Origin of the sequence: Peribacillus asahii, from assembly GCF_004006295.1 — a bacterium.
GTDB classification, from domain to species: domain Bacteria; phylum Bacillota; class Bacilli; order Bacillales; family DSM-1321; genus Peribacillus; species Peribacillus asahii_A.
This window is the reverse complement of record NZ_CP026095.1, coordinates 988,727-1,008,643: the sequence shown is the minus strand read 5'-3', so window position 1 is coordinate 1,008,643 and position 19,917 is coordinate 988,727. Positions and strand designations below refer to the sequence as shown.

General features: G+C 37.8%; 23 protein-coding genes. 8 read left to right on the top strand and 15 right to left on the bottom strand.

Translation table 11 applies throughout. From position 1 onward, the window contains the following. Positions 1–41 precede the first annotated feature (41 nt). The 3 genes from BAOM_RS05070 to BAOM_RS05060 form a co-directional block, all read right to left on the bottom strand. Positions 42–605, bottom strand: coding sequence for a sugar O-acetyltransferase (locus BAOM_RS05070; RefSeq protein WP_127759331.1), 564 nt, complete (start codon positions 603–605; stop codon positions 42–44). 44 nt (positions 606–649) lie between these two features. Continuing rightward, positions 650–1,510 carry an amidohydrolase family protein gene (locus tag BAOM_RS05065; protein WP_127759330.1) on the bottom strand — a complete coding sequence of 287 codons (861 nt, stop codon included), beginning with the start codon at positions 1,508–1,510 and terminating at the stop codon, positions 650–652. Between the two features lie 93 nt (positions 1,511–1,603). After that, on the bottom strand, positions 1,604–2,359 hold the full coding sequence (locus BAOM_RS05060; RefSeq protein WP_127759329.1) for a YqjF family protein: 756 nt from the start codon (positions 2,357–2,359) through the stop codon (positions 1,604–1,606). Positions 2,360–2,604: 245 nt separating this feature from the next. Here BAOM_RS05060 and BAOM_RS05055 point away from each other — a divergent pair, with 245 nt between their 5' ends. Both BAOM_RS05055 and BAOM_RS05050 read left to right on the top strand, forming a co-directional pair. After that, the gene (locus BAOM_RS05055) at positions 2,605–2,988 is read left to right on the top strand and encodes an SET domain-containing protein (RefSeq protein ID WP_127759328.1); all 384 of its coding nucleotides are present in this window, start codon (positions 2,605–2,607) and stop codon (positions 2,986–2,988) included. Between the two features lie 160 nt (positions 2,989–3,148). Then, entirely contained in the window at positions 3,149–3,361 is a 213-nt protein-coding gene (locus BAOM_RS05050) for a hypothetical protein (RefSeq protein ID WP_127759327.1), read from the top strand. 125 nt (positions 3,362–3,486) lie between these two features. On the opposite strand, the gene BAOM_RS05045 is transcribed toward BAOM_RS05050, so the two are convergent. Further along, on the bottom strand, positions 3,487–3,933 hold the full coding sequence (locus BAOM_RS05045) for a DNA mismatch repair protein (protein ID WP_127759326.1): 447 nt from the start codon (positions 3,931–3,933) through the stop codon (positions 3,487–3,489). Between the two features lie 246 nt (positions 3,934–4,179). Here BAOM_RS05045 and BAOM_RS24180 point away from each other — a divergent pair, with 246 nt between their 5' ends. After that, positions 4,180–4,338 carry a hypothetical protein gene (locus BAOM_RS24180; protein ID WP_164853129.1) on the top strand — a complete coding sequence of 53 codons (159 nt, stop codon included), beginning with the start codon at positions 4,180–4,182 and terminating at the stop codon, positions 4,336–4,338. 70 nt (positions 4,339–4,408) lie between these two features. Here the strand turns inward: BAOM_RS24180 and BAOM_RS05040 are convergent, their stop codons facing one another. Next, positions 4,409–4,996, bottom strand: coding sequence for a TetR/AcrR family transcriptional regulator (locus BAOM_RS05040; protein WP_127759325.1), 588 nt, complete (start codon positions 4,994–4,996; stop codon positions 4,409–4,411). A 132-nt stretch (positions 4,997–5,128) separates the two neighbouring features. On the opposite strand from BAOM_RS05040, the gene BAOM_RS05035 reads away from it, so the two are divergent. Further along, positions 5,129–5,515, top strand: coding sequence for an MFS transporter permease (locus tag BAOM_RS05035; RefSeq protein ID WP_127759324.1), 387 nt, complete (start codon positions 5,129–5,131; stop codon positions 5,513–5,515). A 96-nt stretch (positions 5,516–5,611) separates the two neighbouring features. Here the strand turns inward: BAOM_RS05035 and argF are convergent, their stop codons facing one another. The 7 genes from argF to argC form a co-directional block, all read right to left on the bottom strand. Beyond that, a complete protein-coding gene (gene argF, locus BAOM_RS05030) occupies positions 5,612–6,574 on the bottom strand; it encodes an ornithine carbamoyltransferase (RefSeq protein ID WP_127759323.1) in 963 nt (320 codons plus the stop codon). Continuing rightward, positions 6,571–9,684: a carbamoyl-phosphate synthase (glutamine-hydrolyzing) large subunit gene (locus BAOM_RS05025; protein ID WP_127759322.1), complete on the bottom strand. Its 3,114-nt coding sequence runs from the start codon at positions 9,682–9,684 to the stop codon at positions 6,571–6,573. The genes argF and BAOM_RS05025 overlap by 4 nt, the downstream gene beginning before the upstream one ends. Further along, complete coding sequence (locus tag BAOM_RS05020; protein ID WP_127759321.1) at positions 9,677–10,759, bottom strand: carbamoyl phosphate synthase small subunit; 1,083 nt, start codon at positions 10,757–10,759, stop codon at positions 9,677–9,679. The genes BAOM_RS05025 and BAOM_RS05020 overlap by 8 nt, the downstream gene beginning before the upstream one ends. A gap of 92 nt (positions 10,760–10,851) precedes the next feature. Further along, a complete protein-coding gene (locus tag BAOM_RS05015; protein ID WP_127759320.1) occupies positions 10,852–11,991 on the bottom strand; it encodes an acetylornithine transaminase in 1,140 nt (379 codons plus the stop codon). Then, the gene (gene argB / locus BAOM_RS05010) at positions 11,988–12,761 is read right to left on the bottom strand and encodes an acetylglutamate kinase (protein WP_127759319.1); all 774 of its coding nucleotides are present in this window, start codon (positions 12,759–12,761) and stop codon (positions 11,988–11,990) included. The genes BAOM_RS05015 and argB overlap by 4 nt, the downstream gene beginning before the upstream one ends. A 14-nt stretch (positions 12,762–12,775) precedes the next feature. Next, positions 12,776–14,008 carry a bifunctional ornithine acetyltransferase/N-acetylglutamate synthase gene (gene argJ, locus BAOM_RS05005; RefSeq protein WP_127759318.1) on the bottom strand — a complete coding sequence of 411 codons (1,233 nt, stop codon included), beginning with the start codon at positions 14,006–14,008 and terminating at the stop codon, positions 12,776–12,778. Positions 14,009–14,026: 18 nt separating this feature from the next. After that, entirely contained in the window at positions 14,027–15,061 is a 1,035-nt protein-coding gene (argC, locus tag BAOM_RS05000; protein WP_127759317.1) for an N-acetyl-gamma-glutamyl-phosphate reductase, read from the bottom strand. 220 nt (positions 15,062–15,281) lie between these two features. Here argC and BAOM_RS04995 point away from each other — a divergent pair, with 220 nt between their 5' ends. Continuing rightward, positions 15,282–15,971, top strand: coding sequence for a Crp/Fnr family transcriptional regulator (locus BAOM_RS04995; RefSeq protein ID WP_127759316.1), 690 nt, complete (start codon positions 15,282–15,284; stop codon positions 15,969–15,971). A 503-nt stretch (positions 15,972–16,474) separates the two neighbouring features. Here the strand turns inward: BAOM_RS04995 and BAOM_RS04990 are convergent. Beyond that, positions 16,475–16,756, bottom strand: a complete 282-nt coding sequence (locus tag BAOM_RS04990; protein ID WP_373995333.1) for a metal-sulfur cluster assembly factor — start codon at positions 16,754–16,756, stop codon at positions 16,475–16,477. A 97-nt stretch (positions 16,757–16,853) separates the two neighbouring features. Beyond that, positions 16,854–17,642: an alpha/beta fold hydrolase gene (locus BAOM_RS04985; protein WP_127759315.1), complete on the bottom strand. Its 789-nt coding sequence runs from the start codon at positions 17,640–17,642 to the stop codon at positions 16,854–16,856. 197 nt (positions 17,643–17,839) lie between these two features. Here BAOM_RS04985 and BAOM_RS04980 point away from each other — a divergent pair, with 197 nt between their 5' ends. The 3 genes from BAOM_RS04980 (at position 17,840) to BAOM_RS04975 (ending at position 19,090) form a co-directional block, all read left to right on the top strand. Further along, entirely contained in the window at positions 17,840–18,658 is an 819-nt protein-coding gene (locus tag BAOM_RS04980) for a Cof-type HAD-IIB family hydrolase (protein ID WP_127759314.1), read from the top strand. Between the two features lie 97 nt (positions 18,659–18,755). After that, positions 18,756–18,899, top strand: coding sequence for a hypothetical protein (locus tag BAOM_RS24175; RefSeq protein ID WP_164853128.1), 144 nt, complete (start codon positions 18,756–18,758; stop codon positions 18,897–18,899). Next, positions 18,899–19,090 carry a DUF3813 domain-containing protein gene (locus BAOM_RS04975; protein ID WP_127759313.1) on the top strand — a complete coding sequence of 64 codons (192 nt, stop codon included), beginning with the start codon at positions 18,899–18,901 and terminating at the stop codon, positions 19,088–19,090. Before BAOM_RS24175 ends, BAOM_RS04975 begins: the two co-directional genes overlap by 1 nt. Positions 19,091–19,234: 144 nt before the next feature. Here BAOM_RS04975 and BAOM_RS04970 read toward each other — a convergent pair whose 3' ends face one another. Beyond that, entirely contained in the window at positions 19,235–19,900 is a 666-nt protein-coding gene (locus BAOM_RS04970; protein WP_127759312.1) for a 3'-5' exonuclease, read from the bottom strand. Between the last annotated feature and the right edge of the window lie 17 nt (positions 19,901–19,917).

The window sequence follows — 19,917 nt, the reverse complement described above, 5'->3', positions numbered from 1 at the left end:
CAACATCGCCGCTAAGAGTACGGTTCACTTCTTCAAACTCTTTATCCCCGTTCGATTTGTTTAATGATTTTTGCAGGATTTCCACCTGCTATCACATTATCTGGCACATCTTTTGTTATGACTGCACCAGAAGCGATAACGACATTATTCCCTATTTTAACTCCAGGATTGATAACAGCTCTTCCGCCAATCCAGACATTATGGCCAATATGTACGGGAAGTCCGTATTCTGCACCTGATATTCTTTCAGTTGGATCTAGCGGATGCGTCGCTGTATATATGTGTACACCTGGTGCAATCATACAGTTATCGCCTATCCGAATTTCACAAACATCCAAAAAGACGCAATCAAAATTAGCATAGAAATTCTCTCCAACATGGATGTTGTAACCATAGTCACATCGAAATGTTGGTTCTATATATAGATTTTCCCCAGTTGAACCAAACAGTTCTTTTAATAGTTTCGTTCTTTTATTGTCATCCGTTTCGATTGTTTGATTGTATAATCTAGTTAACCTTCGAGCATTGAGTCTTTCTTGTAGTAATTCTGGATCGGCTGCATGATAAAGTTCACCATTCAACATTTTCTCTTTTTCCGTTTTCATTATTTTAGAACCTCCTTATCAAATTGTGCAGATCGAATTTTGAATTAACCAATCAATTCTAAAAAGTTCTTTCCAAGTATATATTCCTTTTCGTTATCAGAAATTTGAAGTGAAGTAATCCAAGCTTTCTTTGCCGAATAGTCGTATTCATTAAATGCTTTCATTCCATATGGCCCGTCGCAGCCATAAAGAACTTTACGATATCCTAAAGATTCCACAGCTTTCTTTACAAGAGATGAATTAAGATAATCACTAGATGTATCGACAAATACATTGGGTTGATCCTTAACGTATTTCCATAGTTTTTTCCAAAAGGGAAGACCAGCGTGAGCATAAATTAATTTAAGTTTAGGATAATGTTCAGGTAAATATTTATAAGAGTCTCGTTCTGAAGATAGATGAATAATCATGGGGAGGCCTGTTGATTCACACATAGCCGCAATTGGATCAAGTGCCTTAATACTATATTGATGCATGAACGGATGAGCTTTCACTCCAATAAAATTAGGTTTATGAAGGTATAATTCTACTTCTTCCATGGATACGGGAATCATGGGGTTTACTGTTACCCAGCCTAGAAATCGATCTGGAAATCGATCAATTGCAGCAGCAACAAGGTCATTATTCGGCTTAGTGAAAATCTTGTATGAACTTCCATAAAGGTTCAAATAGCCATCCTTTACTAAACCGTCATAAATTTTGAGTCCAATTTGAGGTGCATGTAGTATGAGAGAACGGAATAATTGTTGTATATTATGTTGAAAAGTGCTATTTACTTCAAACATGGTTTCGTTCATGGGGGCAATTAGCGCTGTTTTAGCTACATTATTTTTATCCATACCCTCTATCATTTTCTCTAGAGTCAACATCGTTTCATCTACATGAAAATGGCAATCCACAATCATTTTAATCCGCTCCTTCGAATTCCTTTATCCGCGTGATTTCGTGAATGCACCGTCTTTAGCTCTTCCTTCTTCACTTGGCGGGATCCCAAACGATTAGTCAGATGCATGAACTAAAGGCCATATACGAACCTCTATCTTTTTTGAAAAATGCAAGATAGGCTGGTCACTTTCAACCTGAATCCCCTGCTTGGATAGCATCGTATTCTGACTAAATTCCGCCTCTGCGTGCTGCAGTAACCAAGGCTGATGCAGAATATCGCAACGAAGCGGTACACCCTTTTTGTTTAGGGTATAAAGGCAATAGCGCTCAGACATCCACTCATCGAAAGAGCCTTTAGCTGCGTGATAGGGCTCTGAGATTGGTCTATAGCTACATACAAATTGTACATCATCGCCACTTCGCCTCTTGCTTTCATAGCCTATGCTAGCCCCGTTACGCTTCACTGTCATATCAGCATACACATATGGCAAGTGGTAGAACGCTTTTGCTCCCCACACCGCAAGCTGGTTGGCAGCATCCAGACTAAAGAAGTACACCCCAGGCTTGCCATCAAGTGTTACATACGTTCGAACGTTGAGCTCAGGAAATCGATCCGTTCCAGGAACAGGCGGCAAGCCTCGCATTCGAATACCCGTCATATGAAACGGAACAACACCAATCCAACCCATACCGTTAAAAGAATCCAAAGGCAGCACATTAGGCACTAGCGCTTGTAAAACTTCAAGTTTAATTGGATAATGAGCAAACAAAAGATCGTTCCATGTCTGCTTCATAACCCAAGGCAAATTAGGAAGCGGCCATAGACGATGCCCGTCGTCCCATGAAGCTTTTTTCATGTGTTCTTCCATGACTTTGCTACCTCCATATTTTTAATTACATTTTTTCCCTTAAGTATACCATGGGTGCTAGTATAGTTTTCTTTCCTTTGTACAATAATTGTTATGAAAAATAGAAATTCTTCTGAATCCCAATAAAACTCAGTATTTTAAATAAAATAAAGCATAATGGCGTTAATATTTAAACTTTTCATTACTTAATTTCGATAACAATGTTACAGTTAGAAAGAAACTTTAAAAGTGAGCAGGTGAAATACATGATTGAAGTAAAAACCTCTCCACTAAGTGATGGAGAATTGAATAGAGGGGTATTCGCTACACGTGATATAAAAAAAGGCGAGCTTATACATGAAGCACCGGTCCTTCCTTACCCTAACGACCAGCATGAACACGTCGAGCAAACACTGCTCGCTGATTACGTTTTTGAGTATGGGATCAATCATACTGCGATTCTTCTTGGCTATGGAATGCTTTTTAACCATTCGTATGAACCGAATGCAACGTATGAGATTAATTTTGACAATCACACGTTTGACTACTATGCATTCACAGATATAAAAGCAGGGGATGAAATTCTCATTAATTATAATGGGGATGTCGATAACAAAGATCCCCTATGGTTTAATGAAGAACAAGATTGAACATCAGGCGCCTTCTCTCGTGAAAAAGAGAAGGCGCCTGATTTGTTAATCTAATTTTATTAAAGGACGCCTCCGAATAAGAAAATCCGAGAAATAATTGGTATTTGAAGGGAAAACATCCTTTATGTCGAAATTAATTAAATAAAGGGGATGAACCCAAATGAATAAAGTTGATTTATTAAAAGCTTTACGTAATTCCAGTCGAGGTAATTTTTTTGCAACAGAGATTCCAAAGGCTACAAAAGAAGATGAAAAAAAGATTGAAGAATTGCTTGGGGAATTAGCAAGCGAGGGAAAAATCAAGTTAAGAGAATGTATACAGCGAGAATACTCCGTTTATTTACATGGCATAATTAAGTATGCATCCGAATAATCGGTTACTTTTTACGACATGTGAGTTCCTTCATCTTTAACAAATAAGAAAGGCTGTTACAACAGCCTTTCATCCTAATATGATCACTTGCAATTTATAACAAAACATTACAAACAATAGATTGTTTATAGTTTTCCCATAACAAAATCATGTTGTAAACGTTCCTCTAATTTTTCTAAGTTCCCCCCATTTTCTATAAAATTATTGAATTTATCAGCTATTAACTTTCCAGAGTTTTTGTTAATGTGTTTAACTTTGAGCAGAGTATTCACCTTCACAATATCAGGAGTTACATCCCTACGGTGTAATTTACCTGGAACTTTCACCCACAATCTTTCCCAATCATCCAATAAATCAACTTCTTCAAAATAATGTTTTTGCAAACCGCATAACCATGCGATACAAGAAATGTTCCGCTTCTGACAACCTTCCCCATCCTTTAAAAATTCACATCCCCGACAGCAGGAATTTCCACTTCTAATACAGACGCTGCAAATTTCATTAGCTCCAATTTCTTCAAACACTTTTAACCCGTACTGGATGAGATGCTCTTTTTTCATTTCAATACTCATTATTTTCTCCCACTTTACTTCGTTGATAAAGAGATTTAATATTTAGTATCTGTCAACTTCCCCTTTATATTAGTTTGACACTAAATTTAACAATCCCACCCTCTTAACCTAATTTAAAGCCATTAATTTCCTACGTTTTTAAAGTTACTTACACAGGTTGTTATTTAGTTATATTTGTTGTGAATTTCTTTCTAATACTTGAGCATATTAAAAACGATATTATTTGAAAGTGAGATGAAATAAGCAATGTCTAAACAACAAGGTGTGCAAAATAGCAATCAAACGAGAGAGCAAATCGAAAAACATGATAAAAGAAATGATGTTGAACTAGGCAGTGAATATCAAATTGGAAACACAAGTTCACAAAGTCAGAAAAAAAGCGGACGTCAAGCAAATAAAAAATAACCTCATCTTCGAGGTTATTTTTTTAATATATCGAATAATACCTTCAACCGCTCTCATTTAACCAACTTAATTACAATCTCCTTATAAAAAAGATAATCTGAATATACATATCGGCCATTTCCTCAGGCGATTCGGCTAAGTTATTATGAAGCCATTGCTCAATCAATCCTAAAAAAGCTGAGGTAGCAAATGAAGACAAATACTCATTTGGAATAGCCAAGTCCCGGAAAAACGCCTCGTTTTGCATCATTTTTTCACCAAAGTGATGAACGAAAAATTGTTTAAGCCTTTTATGAAAGCCAAAGTGATTATTTTCCCCTAAAAACACTTGAAAAAGTTCTACATTAATTTGAATATAGCGGAATACTTCAACAGCAAGCATAGAAATTTGTCCTTTTTCTGCTTGTTGCAGCAAGATATCTGGTTTTAGACGCTGTAAATGTAATTCAAGTCCCCCTAGTAAGTTTTCCTCCATTTGGTTAAGAAGATCATATTTGTCCTGATAATGTAAGTAAAAAGTTCCCCTGTTAATCGCTGCAGCTGTTGTAATGTCTCGAACAGATACTTTCATGAAATGCTTTTCCTTTAGTAACTGCAAAAAGCTTTTTTGAATTTTCTCTTTCGTCTTTTCAATCATTTCATCGTAAATTGACTTCATGCTACTTCCTCCGTACTAATGAACAGTTACACATTTTTTGTTTATTGCCTTCATTCTATCAATAAAATAAACTAAAAGCATAGCATTCAACACTGTGTTGAATGGCGTACAATCAAACGGAAGGTGATTCAAATGAAAAAGTCGAATATGATTATGATGATAACGTTTTTAATCGCTGTTGGAATGATTGCCAAAACGTTTATACTAAATGAAGATGTTAAAGTGTTTTTACTAATCTTCTTTGCAGTTGGTACAGGTTTAGGATTGTTACGTTTGTTCGTTAACAGCTCAATTAAAAAGATGAAAGGGAAAGGCTGGAAGACTAAAGTATTGTTCTTTAGTGTTTTACTTGGCTTAGGGCTGCCGTTCCAATCTTGGTTTAGAAACGACGTTTTATTAAGTATGAATCCGTCTTATTTAACGAGCAGCTTAATTATTATGGTTGTAGGCGTCCTATTTATGACAACTTTCTTCGGATATATAACAAAGAAAATAAATGTAAGGAGCATATCAGAGTAATTGGCGAGATTATTGCATGAATTGGCCAGATTATCACCAAATTTGGCGAGATTCCGTCGCACAAAAAGAAGCTGCTCCGAATGAGCAGCTTCTACTTTATTTAGACATTAAATCAACAAGTACCGCTTTTTGTGCATGAAGTCGGTTTCCAGCTTGGTGGAAGATAACAGAGTTTGGTCCATCAATCACCTCTGTTGTTACTTCTTCCTCGCGGTGTGCCGGTAAGCAGTGCATGAATAAGTAATCTGGTTTTGCATGTTTCACTAATTCTGCATTAATTTGATAGTCTTTGAATGCTTCTAAGCGAATGCTGTTTTCTTTTTCTTGCCCCATAGAAGTCCAAACATCAGAGTAGATAATATCTGCATCTTGGATTGCTTCTTCCGCTGAGCTTGTCACAACGATTTGACAGCCATTAGCTGCTGCTTCTTTTTGAGCAAGAGCGACAATTTTCTCATCTGGTTTATAGCCGTCTGGACAGCCGATTGAGAAATCCATGCCCATTTTTGCACAAGCAACCATTAAGGAATGGGCCATATTGTTTCCGTCCCCAATATAGCTCATTTTTAAGCCTTTTAACTCACCTTTAAGTTCTACAATCGTTAACAAGTCAGCAAGCACTTGGCATGGATGAGCCAAATCTGTAAGACCGTTAATAACCGGAATTGTAGCTGCCCCAGCTAGCTCTTCGATTTTCTCATGTTCAAATGTACGAATCATGATGCCATCTACATATTGTGAAAGAACTTTTGCTGTATCAGAAATCGTTTCACCACGGCCAATTTGAATGTCATTGCTGCTTAAGAATAGAGCATGACCGCCTAATTGCAACATCCCTACTTCGAAAGAAACCCGTGTACGCGTGGAAGATTTCTCGAAGATCATACCAAGTGTTTTCCCTTTTAATGGCGCGTATTCTTCACCAGCTTGTAATTTCGCCTTAATGTCTTGTGCTAATTGTAATAGCCCAGAAATTGTTGATGAAGATACATCAGCAATCGCTAAAAAATCTTTGCCATCAATAATTTTTGCTTCTTTATTAATTTCTAGCGTGTTCATACGTGTGATACCCCTTCCTTTTTCAGCCATTCTTGAAGTGGTGTAACATCAAAGTCTAAATTCGTTAATGATTGAAGATACGCTTTGTATGTTTCTTCTTGAGTAAAAGCAAGCAAGCGATATTTCGCTGCCATTAATCGCATCTTTTTATCTTCTTCTGTTGATCCGTATGCTAATACGACTCCAGCTTCGTCCTCTTTGATCCATGCTTCAAAGTCTGCATCGGTAATCTTAAGACCAGCTTTTACCGTCGCATCAATTAGCTCTTGGCTTAATTGTGCCGATGCTGCTTGGAATACACCTGTTTTATGCTTCGCCTTTTGAGCGTGGAATACTTTCGTTAAAGATTCTGGCATCGAGCTTGCAATCGCGATTCCTTCACCAGTGGACTTCATTTCTGGTCCTACTTTTGAATCTAAGCCGCTTAAAGCAAACGTTGAGAATACTGGATATTTCACAACAGAATACGGAATGTCTTCCATTAATCCTGTTTTCTCAAATACATCTGAAAGCTTATACGTACCAAGCAATACTTTCGTTGCTACTTGAACTAATGAAACACCTGTCACTTTGCTGATGATTGGAATAGTCCGGCTTGCACGTGGATTTACTTCCAGTACGTATACCTTCTCCCCATCAATCACAAACTGAATGTTCATTAACCCATTATAGCTAAGCTCATTCACGATACGCTTTGCATAATCGACCATTTTTTCTTTCGTAGCTTGTGATAATGTTTGAGCTGGTAAGAACGCCATACTGTCTCCTGAATGGACACCGGCTTTTTCTACATGCTCCGCAACGATTGGCACATAAATATCAGATCCATCTGCAATTAAATCAATTTCCGCTTCTTTCGCAGGAATATAAGAATCAATTAACACAGGATAAACAAGAGCCACACCGTTCTCAATGCGATTCAATAAGCTTTCTTTTGAACGAATGATTTCCATTCCTTGACCACCGATTACGTAAGATGGTCTTAATAAAACTGGGAAACCAATTTCTAGAGCGCTTTCGATTAATTCATCAACGTTGTTGGCCATCGTACCAGGAACGTGAGGAATATCTAGCTTTTGAAGCAATTGATAGAAACGATCGCGGTCTTCTAATTGATCCAACGTATCAAACGATGTACCAAGCAGGTTCACGCCGTATTCTTCAAGCCCTTGAGCTAAATTAATCGCAGTTTGACCGCCGAATTGAACAATAACATCCTCAATACCTTCTGCTTCAATGACATTCATGACATATTCCAGCGTTAAAGGCTCAAAGTATAAACGATCTGCTGTAGCAAAGTCCGTACTTACTGTTTCAGGGTTATTATTAATCATAATTGTTTCAACATCTTCACTTTGAAGTGCATATACCCCATGAACCGAACAATAATCGAATTCAATTCCTTGCCCAATACGAATTGGACCGCTGCCGATCATTAACACTTTTTTCTTATCCGTTTTCACCTGTTCATTTTCACCGAAATAAGTAGAATAATGATAATTGGTATGTGATTCAAATTCCGCTGCACATGTATCAACTGTTTTATAAACGGCTGTTACACCAAGTTCTTTACGATACGCTCTCACTTCTTGTTCGGACATATTCCATACAGAGGCAAGGTAACGGTCAGAGAACCCTTTTTCTTTATACACTTGCATCTCAGCCTTCGTCACATCTTGCAGTGACTGAGCGCTAATTTGTTTTTCAGTTGCAATTAACGATGCAAAGGAGTGTAAGAAGAAATAATCAATCTTCGTTGCTTCATGAATTTCTTCCATTGTGACACCTTTTCTAAGCATCTCAAAAATAACAAAAATTCGTTCGTCTGATTTCTCAGCGAGTTTTTCCCATAGCTCTGATACTGGTACATCAGCAAGGGATTTCAGTTGTAGACCTAATGTTTTTAACTCTAGAGAATCAACTGCCTTTTGAACGCCGCCTTCAAAGTTACGATGCAATGCCATAACTTCTCCAGTTGCTTTCATTTGAGTACCTAGTTTACGCTCCGCTGTTACAAATTTATCAAACGGCCAGCGCGGGAATTTCACAGCGACATAATCAAGAGCCGGCTCAAAGCTTGAGTACGTGCTCTTTGTAACTGGGTTGATTAGCTCATTTAAGTTATAGCCTACCGCAAGTTTTGCTGCGATTCTAGCAATTGGATAGCCTGTCGCTTTAGAAGCAAGTGCTGACGAACGGCTAACTCGTGGATTCACTTCGATTAAATAATATTGTTTGCTGTTTGGATCAAGCGCAAACTGAATGTTACAGCCGCCGATAATCCCAAGAGCCGAAATAATTTTAATAGAAGCCAATCGCAACATTTGAAACTCATCATCCGAAAGAGTTTGTGAAGGTGCCACAACAATCGAATCTCCTGTATGAATGCCGACAGGGTCGATGTTTTCCATATTACAAATTGTAATACATGTATTGTTTCCATCACGCATTACTTCATATTCTACTTCTTTATATCCAGCAATGCTTTTTTCAATTAAACATTGCGTAATTGGGCTTTCTTGTAAACCGCCGCGAACAAGCTCTTTAAATGCATCCATATTATCGGAAATTCCGCCGCCTGACCCGCCAAGTGTATAAGCAGGACGAACAATAATCGGAAAACCAATTTCTTCAGCAAAAGCAATCGCTTCTTCCATCGTGTGAACAATGGTGCTATCTGGAACAGGCTCATTGATTTCAAACATCAATTGACGGAATAATTCACGGTCTTCCCCTTTTTTGATAGAATCAATCGGCGTTCCAAGTAATCTCACATTATATTTTTCTAAAATGCCCGCTTCATCTAATTGATAAGCTAAATTCAAACCTGTTTGACCACCGAGTGTGGCAAGCAGACCGTCCGGCTTTTCCTTTGCGATAATCTTCTCTAATGTGTCAACTGTCAGTGGTTCAAAATAAACAGCATCTGCATTAATTTCATCTGTCATAATTGTTGCTGGATTATTATTAACAAGAATAACTTTGTATCCTTCTTCTTTCAGGGCTAGACAAGCTTGAGTACCTGCATAATCAAATTCTGCAGCTTGCCCAATGACAATTGGCCCTGAACCGATGACTAAAATCGTTTGTATCGTGTTGTCTTTAGGCATATACTTTCTCTCTCCCGCTATATTCATTGATTAGTTGCAAAAATTCATTAAAATGTACAGAGCTTTCAGCCGGTCCTGGGTTTGCTTCTGGATGGAATTGAGTCGTAAAGATTGGAAGTTCTTTATGCATAACGCCTTCTACCGTTCCGTCGTTTACATTTTTAAAACGAACTTGCAGCGATGTTTCTTCAAGGCTCACTTCATCCACTTCATAGCTATGATTTTGTGAACTCATATACACTCGGTTCGTTTGTAAATCTACAACCGGTTGATTCGCACCACGATGTCCGAATAGCATTTTCTTTGTATCTCCGCCAAAAGCTAAGGATGTTAATTGATGACCGAGACAAATTCCCAATGTTGGATAGCTCGAAATCACTTTCTTAATATTCCCTAGTAAGTGAGTTAACTGTTTCGGATTTCCAGGACCATTCGATAATAAAATACCGTCTGGGTTTAACCCTTTTACTTGTTCATATGTTGTATCAAACGGAACAACTGTCACGCGGCAGCCTTGATTAAGTAATGAATCTAAAATCGATTTTTTATAGCCGAAGTCCATCATGACCACATGCTTTTCGCCATTTCCATAGCTAACGATTTCTTTTGTTGATACTTCTGCTACATATGCATCAAGATTTGTTGTACATGACTCAAATGTATACTCTGCTTCAGAGGTGATGGCTGCTTCCATCGATCCTTCTTTACGAATATTTTTAACGACCGCTCTTGTATCCACATGACTTAGAAGTGGAATATTCCATTTATCTAAGTACTCTTTCAATGAATACTCCGCTTGATAATGAGAGTAATGCATATTGCCTTCATATACAATAACTCCTGCCACATGCGGCTTTTTGCTTTCAAAATCATATTTATTAATCCCATAGTTTCCGACTAATGGGTACGTAAATACAATAATTTGGTCCTTATAAGAAGGATCGGTTAATACTTCTTGATAACCTGTCATACCTGTAAAAAAGACAATCTCACCTGTGATTGCTTTTGTATTAGATTTTGTTAGTAGCTCACCTTCAAAGGTGGAGCCATTTGCTAAATGAAGATAGTTTTTCATCTTTTCACCTCTATAGATGATGCATATTTATATACAGAATAGCATTTTTATTCATTTTTATCTATAAAAATTCATATAATTTCGAATGTTTCTTATACTGACAATACTTTGCTGATTTTCTCTACAGCTAAGTCGATCTCTTCTTTGCTTACTGTTAAAGCTGGCAATAAGCGAAGAACATTAGGTCCCGCAGTCAACACAAGCAATCCGTCTTGCTGCAATGCTTCTAACGTAGACTGTGCTTCGTGTGTTAGCTCAATGCCGATCAGCATTCCAAGTCCGCGTACTTCCACAACTTGCTTGTTGCCTTGCAGTCCTTTTGTTAACTCACTCATTAAATAGTGTGCTTTCTCATTCGTCTCTTGTAAAAATTCTAGTGTGAAAATTTCATTTACTACAGCTTCCGCAGCAGCGATACAAACTGGATTTCCACCAAATGTAGAACCGTGACTACCTGGTCCAAAGTATTCCGCCAACTCTTCTTTTCCGATTACCGCTCCAATTGGGAGACCATTTCCTAGTCCTTTTGCTGCTGTGATAATATCAGGCTTCACATCGAAATGCTGGAATGCAAACGGTTTTCCAGTTCGGCCAATTCCTGTTTGAATTTCATCAATAATGAGAAGGGCTCCATGCTTTTCACATTGTTCTTTAATAGCATCTAAAAATGCTTGCTCTACAACGTGGATACCACCTTCACCTTGAACGACTTCAAGCATAACAGCCGCTGTTTCACTGTCCACAGCCTTCGCTAATGCTTCGCAATCATTGTAAGGAACATAATCAAATGTTGATAACATTTCACCAAAACCTACTCGAACCTTCTCCTGTCCTGTCGCAGCCATTGTGGCAAAGGTGCGTCCGTGGAAAGACTGCAAGCAAGTGACTACTTTTGATTTGCCTGTCGCTTTACGAGCTAGTTTAATCGCTCCTTCATTTGCTTCTGCTCCGCTGTTTGAAAAGAATACACGTCCAAGTCCCGTTACATCTGTTAACACTTTTGCTGTACGTTCTTGTGCAGAGCTTTTAAACATATTGGAAACATGCCAATATTTCTCCAATTGATTCGCTACAGCACTTTTTACTTTTTCATGACCATGGCCAAGGTTTAAAACGGCGATTCCAGATGTAAAATCTAAATATTGTGTTCCTTCTGTACTGATCAACCAAGAACCTTTTGCCTTTTCTGGTTCAATCCCCCATCTTGCATAAGTTGGAAATAATGAGCTCACTTTTGTACCCTCTCTTTTTGACTAAATTTCGTTCCAATGAATTGATTGTGTTCATAGAAAGCTTCTTTTCCGCTCACAATCATCACTTCTTTAATTCCTTTATTTAAAACCGATAATGCTGTATTTACTTTCGGAATCATCCCGCCATAAATACTTCCATCCTCGATTAAAGCATTCGTTTCATCTTCTGTTAACTCTTCAATAACTTGCCCGTCTTTCAGAACACCTTTTACGTCTGTTACGAATAAACACATCTCAGCATTTAATGCCTTAGCTACTGCACCAGCGGCCATATCTGCATTGACATTTAGTTTTTGTCCGCTTGTTGTTGTTGAAATCGGTGTTACGACTGGGCAAAACCCTTTTTCAAATAGCATTTCCATTAATTCTGGATTTACGTGTTCAATTTCTCCTACAGCGCCTAGAGCGGCTTGATCAATAAAGTTGCCAGTCAGCATTCCTGAATCAGAACCATTTAAGCCGACCGCCTTAATTCCATGCTGTTCAAGTTTATGAACTAGTATTCTATTAGACTTACCAGCTAGCATAAGCTCAACGATTTCTAATACTTCATCAGTTGTTTTTCGCAAGCCTTTTTCGAAAACTGGTTCAATCTCACACTTTTCAAGCATCGAATTAATATCTGGTCCACCACCATGAACAAAGACAATTTGATACCCTTCACTTTGTAGTTTTTTTACACTTGTAAAAAAAGATTCCGATAACTCATCAATAATGCTTCCGCCGCATTTTATGACCAACACGCTCATTCTTCAGACACTCCTTATGATCGATAACTTCCATTAATTTTCACATATTCATATGTTAAGTCACAGCCCCATGCCGTTCCTGATGCTGTTCCTTCTTTTAAATACACATTAATCGTAAAACTATCTTGCTCTAGATACACTTTTGCCTCTTCTTCTGAAAATGCAACTGGTTCCCCGTCTTTTAGCACAACAATGTCACCAAAAGCAATCGTTGCTTCACTTGGATTAAATGTCACACCGCTGCGTCCCATAGCCGCAATAATTCGGCCCCAGTTTGCATCAGCACCGTAAGCAGCCGTCTTCACTAAATTCGAACCAACAATCGTTTTTCCCATCATTTGTGCTTCCGGTTTCGTTTTCATTCCATGAACGTTTACTTCGATTAACTTTGTCGCACCTTCACCGTCTTTAGCAATCTTCTTCGCTAATGTTTCCGCCGTTTGTTTTAACATTTCGATAAATACAGGCCATTCAGGATGTGTGCTCGATAATGGCTCATTTCCAGCCTCTCCATTAGCTAAAACAAGAACCATATCATTTGTTGAACAATCGCCATCTACTGTAATTTGATTGAATGTATCATTCGTTACTTCTCGTAACGCTGCATGTAAATCTGCTGATTCAATCACCGCATCCGTTGTAATGAACCCTAGCATTGTAGCCATATTCGGATGAATCATTCCCGATCCTTTAGCCGCTCCGCCCATCGATACTTTTTTGCCATCAATGATTGCCTCATATCCGCAATGCTTCGATACTAAGTCCGTTGTTAAAATAGCTGTTTCAAAGCTCTCTGCTGATACGCGCTCCGTTGTTGGATTCAACGCTTGAATGCCATTCGCTATTTTTTCCATATCTAATAATTCACCAATAACTCCAGTTGAAGCAACTGCAAATAAATGCTCAGATACACCAAATTTTTCAGCTGCAAGCTTTCTCATTTCATAAGCATCCTTTAACCCTTGCTCTCCAGTACAAGCATTGGCACAAGCACTGTTTACGATAATTCCATGAAGCTTTCCTTCTTGAGAAATACTATCTTTCGTTACCGCAATTGGAGCTGCTTGAACAATATTTTTTGTGTACACAGCTGCGCTTGAGGCTGGTGTTTCTGTATAAATCACACCGACATCCTTCTTCTCATAACGTAATCCCGCATGAGCACCGTCCGCTTTAAACCCTTTAGGCGTTAAAATATTTCCTTCATTTACTTGTTTTACTACTTCAACTGGTTGTAATGTTTTCATTGTTTTCCTCCGAAATTATTACGGATATAATGGAGCACTCCATAATCCCGCTGTTTCTTTTAATCCCATTAAAATATTTGCATTTTGAATGGCCTGACCTGCAGCACCTTTTACTAAATTATCGATTACAGAGACAATCGTCACTCTGCCGGTTCTCTCATCATAATCGACACCAATATCACAGAAATTAGAACCGTATACTTGTTTCGTTGAAGGGAATTGACCTAACGGCTGGATTCGTACAAATGGATGATTTGCATACACCGTTTCAAATAGGTCTCTCACTTCTGCTTTCGTTGTTTGTCGATTCACTTTCACATACATCGTTGCCATAATTCCTCGCGTCATTGGCACAAGATGCGTATTAAATGTAATCGGCTTTATATCCGCAAACCAACGCCCAAGCTGCTGCTCGACTTCCGGAATATGCTGATGTTGATTTACTTTATAAATTTTAAAATTCTCATTCATTTCGCTGTAATGTGTTACCGCTGTTGGCGACTTCCCAGCACCAGATACGCCGGACTTAGCATCAACAATTACATCTTCACCCGTCGCCCAGCCTTCTGTGAATAAAGGAGCTAAGCCTAAAAGCGTCGCTGTTGGATAACAACCTGGATTCGCAATGATATCTGCCTGCTCGATTTGTTCTTTATTCCATTCAGCCAAACCGTATACTGATTTTTCAATTATATGCTGTGGTGCCGGTTCTTTCTTGTACCATTGTGCATATTCTCCTGGTGTTTGTAACCTCAAATCACCGGATAAATCGATTACTTTTATATCCAAATCGCAAAATTCGGAAATTAATTTAGACGATACACCAGAAGGAGTTGCTAAAAATACAATATCCGATTTTTTAGCAATCGCTTCGGCATCAATCTCTTCTAATTTATAATCCATATGCATTAAATGTGCATTCTCTTCATATATATTTCGGCCAAACTGGGAAGAAGTATGCAATGAAGCAATTTCCAGATGAGGGTGGTTCCCTAAAAACCGGATTAACTCTAGACCACCGTATCCAGTGGCGCCTACTATTGACACGTTCAAAAAGATCAACTCCTATACTCATAAATCCCTGTCATTCTTTGATTCTATTATTATATGACTGAATAAAAATAAAATCAAATGTATTTTTATAAAATTGTATAAATGATTTCGAATACATAAATTTAATGAAGAAATTATAACAGGTAGTTGACTATGTATCTTTTTTCCGCTTAAATCAATGGTAGGAATAGTAAAGAAGGCAGTATAAAGGTGGTTTAACATGGAATATTCTTCCTTGCCCCAAAAATTAAACGAACTTGTTCTTGAAAATTATCCTGTAAAATATATAGAAAGAGGACGCTATCTTTTTCAAGAAAGTACGCCCTCAAGTGAATTATTTTATATTTTAAATGGGAAAGTTCAAATTAGCAAAATCGTCCCTGATGGACGTGAACTAACATTGCGACTATGCTCGGGTAATGAATTAATTGGTGAAACAATCCTTTTCTCTGAATTACCTAAACATATGATGAATGCTAAGATGATTGAAGGTGGAGAAGTAATCTTCATTAATAAAGAACAGTTCGAACAACAAATTTATAAAGATAGTCAACTCGCTATTGATTGTCTCTCCTGGTTATCCGCTCAACACCGCAAAACTCAAACGATGTTTCGAGACTTACTCTTGCATGGCAAAAAAGGAGCTTTATACTCCACGTTAATTCGAATCATGAATAGCTACGGCGTTGAAACAGAGAATGGCACGATCATTACAATGGCCTTTACCAATCAAGAACTTGCAAATTTTTGCGGCACATCCCGTGAGGTCATTAATCGGATGTTAGCGGATTTACGCAAACAGAATGTAATCTCACTGGACAAAGGATTTATTACAATTCACAATGTAGACTTTTTACGTACTGAAATTGACTGTGAAAACTGTCCAATTGATATTTGTAGAATTGATTAAAGTCGGTTTAAATAACCGACTTTTTTCATGGATATCGGATTAAAGTATATACGCAGTTTCGAGAAGAACTACATCCATAATCTCATGGTTACCATCCATTCAACCTACCCCCCAGTAAGTGAATCGATGTATAAACTATTCAACCCAAGCTTCTTTTGTAACAATCCCATCCCCTTGGAATCCCTTATAGCAGCAAAAACAAACAGGTGAATAGATGGAGACATATTCATTCATCTCGACTGCATTCATACATATAGAATCTTAACCCCTCTGCCACATTATCAAATCGAGAGATATTCAGCGGTGACTTTTCTCACATCTTTTTTGAACTTTTTCTTAATTAATAAATCTATAATTTGATAAGTTGTTCAAATTATTTTCACATTTCCCTCAACATTCTTTCTTTACCAACATAATTATTAATAGGAAGGGTATGTTTCATACGCCTTCTTAGCATACCCAAATAAAAAAGGCCAAATCATCATGATCTGACCTTTTCTCCATTATTTAATGCCAAGTGCAATTTTTGCATATCGAGACATTTTATCTTTCGTCCATGCTGGCGTCCAAACAATGTTCACTTCTGTTTCTTTTACTTCTGGCAGATCTTCAAGTGCATATTTCACTTGATCCACAATAACTCCAGCAAGCGGACAGCCCATAGCCGTTAGCGTCATTGTAATCGTTGTATAGCCTTCTTCATCCATATCAACATCATATACAAGCCCTAGATTCACAATATCTACCCCTAATTCTGGGTCGATTACGCGCTCTAACGCTCCCATAATACTATCTTTTACATCTTGATCCACGTTGTTCACTCCTTTTTCATATGGAAAAATTATCTCCACATGAGCATCATAACAGATTTACACTAAATTCTTAAACTTTTTGTATCGTTGGCTGCAAGTGCTTATCGAACCATTCCACTGTTTGTAATACTCCTGATCGTGACACTTTATGTCCAGCCTTTTCATCTAAAATAAACATCAAATGATTCGGCTTGCTGTCATAATTCGATTTAATATGCTGATAAAGATCATAAGCAAACTTATAAGGCACGACTTGATCTTTTACTCCATGCCAAAACATAAGCGGTCTGTTTTGCAGCTTATCTGGATTTAAGCTTAAATCATAAGGCTTTAACAATTCCAATTGTTCTTGAACATCCTTTTCCTTTAAATCCAATTCTGGTAGTATCTTTTTCATTTGCTCTACTTGATACTCAGCAAACCTAACATAGGCGGGGTTGCCCATCAAACTCACAGCTGCAGAAATCCAGTCATATGCAGCAAGTGCCCCATTCGTGACAATGCCCCCCATTGAGGTTCCGACAACTCCAATTTTGTCCGCTTGAACTAAATGTCTAGACACAAGTTCTTCCTTTAGTATGTTCAATTCATGAATCGTCTGAACAATCATTTTCCAAAAGCGGGACGATAATTCTTTTTCACTGTATCCCGATTCTCTTTCACCATGATGAATCACATCCGGTAAAATAACGCGAAACCCCTTTTCCGCTAGCAAGTATGCATAATGTAGATTATGTTCCTTTGCACTCATAAAACCATGAATAAAGAAAATAAGCGGCTGCTTTTTTTCAAACAACTCTTCCTTGCTCATATGTAAAACTGGGATATTGTCAACTTTTTCATTCTTGATAGTAATCAATTTGAAACGCCTCCATGTATGGAAATTAATAAACTCCAATCGGTTTCATCATACATCAATGCAAATTCAATGAAAAAGATTTGAATTTGCATTACAATAAACTTTACAAATATTTGCATAAACTTCATAGTAATTCGGTTATCGTACAGTATACTGAAAGTACAAAAAATACAAAACAGAAACGAAGGTGCTCATTGATGGCTGATAAACATTTAATCGTGTTAGATCTTGACGGAACATTACTGAATAATGACAAACAAATTTCGTCTCGTACAAAGCAAGTTTTAACAAAGCTCAAAGAAGATGGTCATCAAATCATGATTGCCACTGGAAGACCATATCGTGCCAGCGAATTGTATTATCGTCAACTCGGATTAACAACACCAATCGTCAATTTTAATGGCGCTTTCGTGCATCATCCATTACAAACAAGCTGGGGAATGTACCATTCACCATTAGATATCAACGTGGCAAAGGATATCGTCGAAGCATGTGACGAATTCGACTATCATAATATTATCGCTGAAGTTCGCGATGACGTATATTTTCATTATCATGATGAAAAGCTCATTGACCTTTTGAAAATGGGTAATCCAAAAGTAACAACAGGCGATTTACGTAACTTCTTAGAACAATCTCCCACAAGTATGCTCATTCATGCTGAAGAACACCAAGTTACGGAAATTCGTGAGCATTTAACATCTGTTCATGCCGAAGTGATTGATCACCGCAGTTGGGCTGCTCCTTTTCATGTTATTGAAATTGTGAAAAGCGGGTTGAATAAAGCAGTCGGTATTCAAAAAGTTTCAAATTATTTAGATATACCAAAAGAACGAATTATCGCTTTTGGCGATGAAGATAATGACTTAGAAATGATTGATTATGCAGGCACTGGTGTCGCAATGGGCAATGCCATCTCCGAGCTTAAGTCATTAGCAAACATAACTACCTTAACAAATGAAGAAGACGGTATTGCGGTATTCCTGGAAGATAAATTCAATATTAAACTTGCCTAAATACCCTTTATTTCCTCTATAAAATCCACCGAAACGGTCAAACTATATTTGACACCGTAACTTTTGTGTCAAACGCTCACAATCGGAGGAGATAAGCATGGGTAAACGCAGTAAATCGAAACGATTTGTTCAGCAGGGTAAAGACTCGGTTGCCTTGCATGCTCAAAAGATTCCTTATCATTCTACGTTTGAAGAAGCCGAACAACGTCAAAAGTCAAACCAATTTTATGGAGGCTTGTAATGGCAAATAGACTATTTCAAGAAGCGCGTGAGTTTGTTGAGAATGTTCTGCAGTCTGAGCGTCATGAAAGTCATGAAAATGCGGTGGACGTAGCCAAGAATGCACTTTCTTCAGCCTTTGCTAATTCAACAGAGGCTGAAAAAGAACAGCTTCGGGAGCTGCAACAGAGATTAGAAGATCACCTAAAATAAGCCTCTACCCTAAGCAAAGGCCGGACTTTTATAAGTCTGGCCTTTGGATTTTCTGTTATTATGTAATGGATAAGTAAGTCCTCTCTAAAGAAAAAGTAAGTATACATTATGCTTGTCCTTCGACAAAGCAAGCCTTCTTTCTACTCAAAATAGCAATGCGTTTTGACGTTTTTTTCTACTGGATAGCTTCACTAAATCGCCTAATGTCGTCATTCCTTTTTCCTCGAAACGCTTTAATAGTTCCACAAATAAATATGCCGTTGTTAATGCATCCCCGAGAGCTCTGTGACGTGTAAATACCTTCGTACCAAACGAAGCAGCATACTCCTCAAGATCGCGCATATCCCAGGAAGGAAATAAACGATGAATTAAGTCAATCGTATCAAGCGCTAGTGGTTGTTGAAACGTATATTTCATACGATTCAATTCTTTTTTTATAACCATTACATCGAAGCTAATACAGTGCCCCACCCATCCCTTACTATCATGATTCTCCATAAAACGGAAGTATTGTTCAATCACTTCAAGAGCTAAAGGTGCTTCATTCACTTGTTGTTGTTCAATGGATGTTAATTCTATAATATGAACTGGAATTTTCCGCATCGGATTAACAAAAGATTGAAACGTCTTGTCTGTTACTTCCATATTAGCTACTTGGACAGCTCCTATTTCAATGACTCGATCTTTGGCACCAATCGAAAAACCCGTCGTTTCTGTATCAAAAACAGTAAATGATAGATCGCGAAATGGTGTGTCCAAATATAGTGATTGATCCAAACAGTGGTTGAATCGCTTTTTCCCCCAGAACATTCTCCTTCACCCCTTAT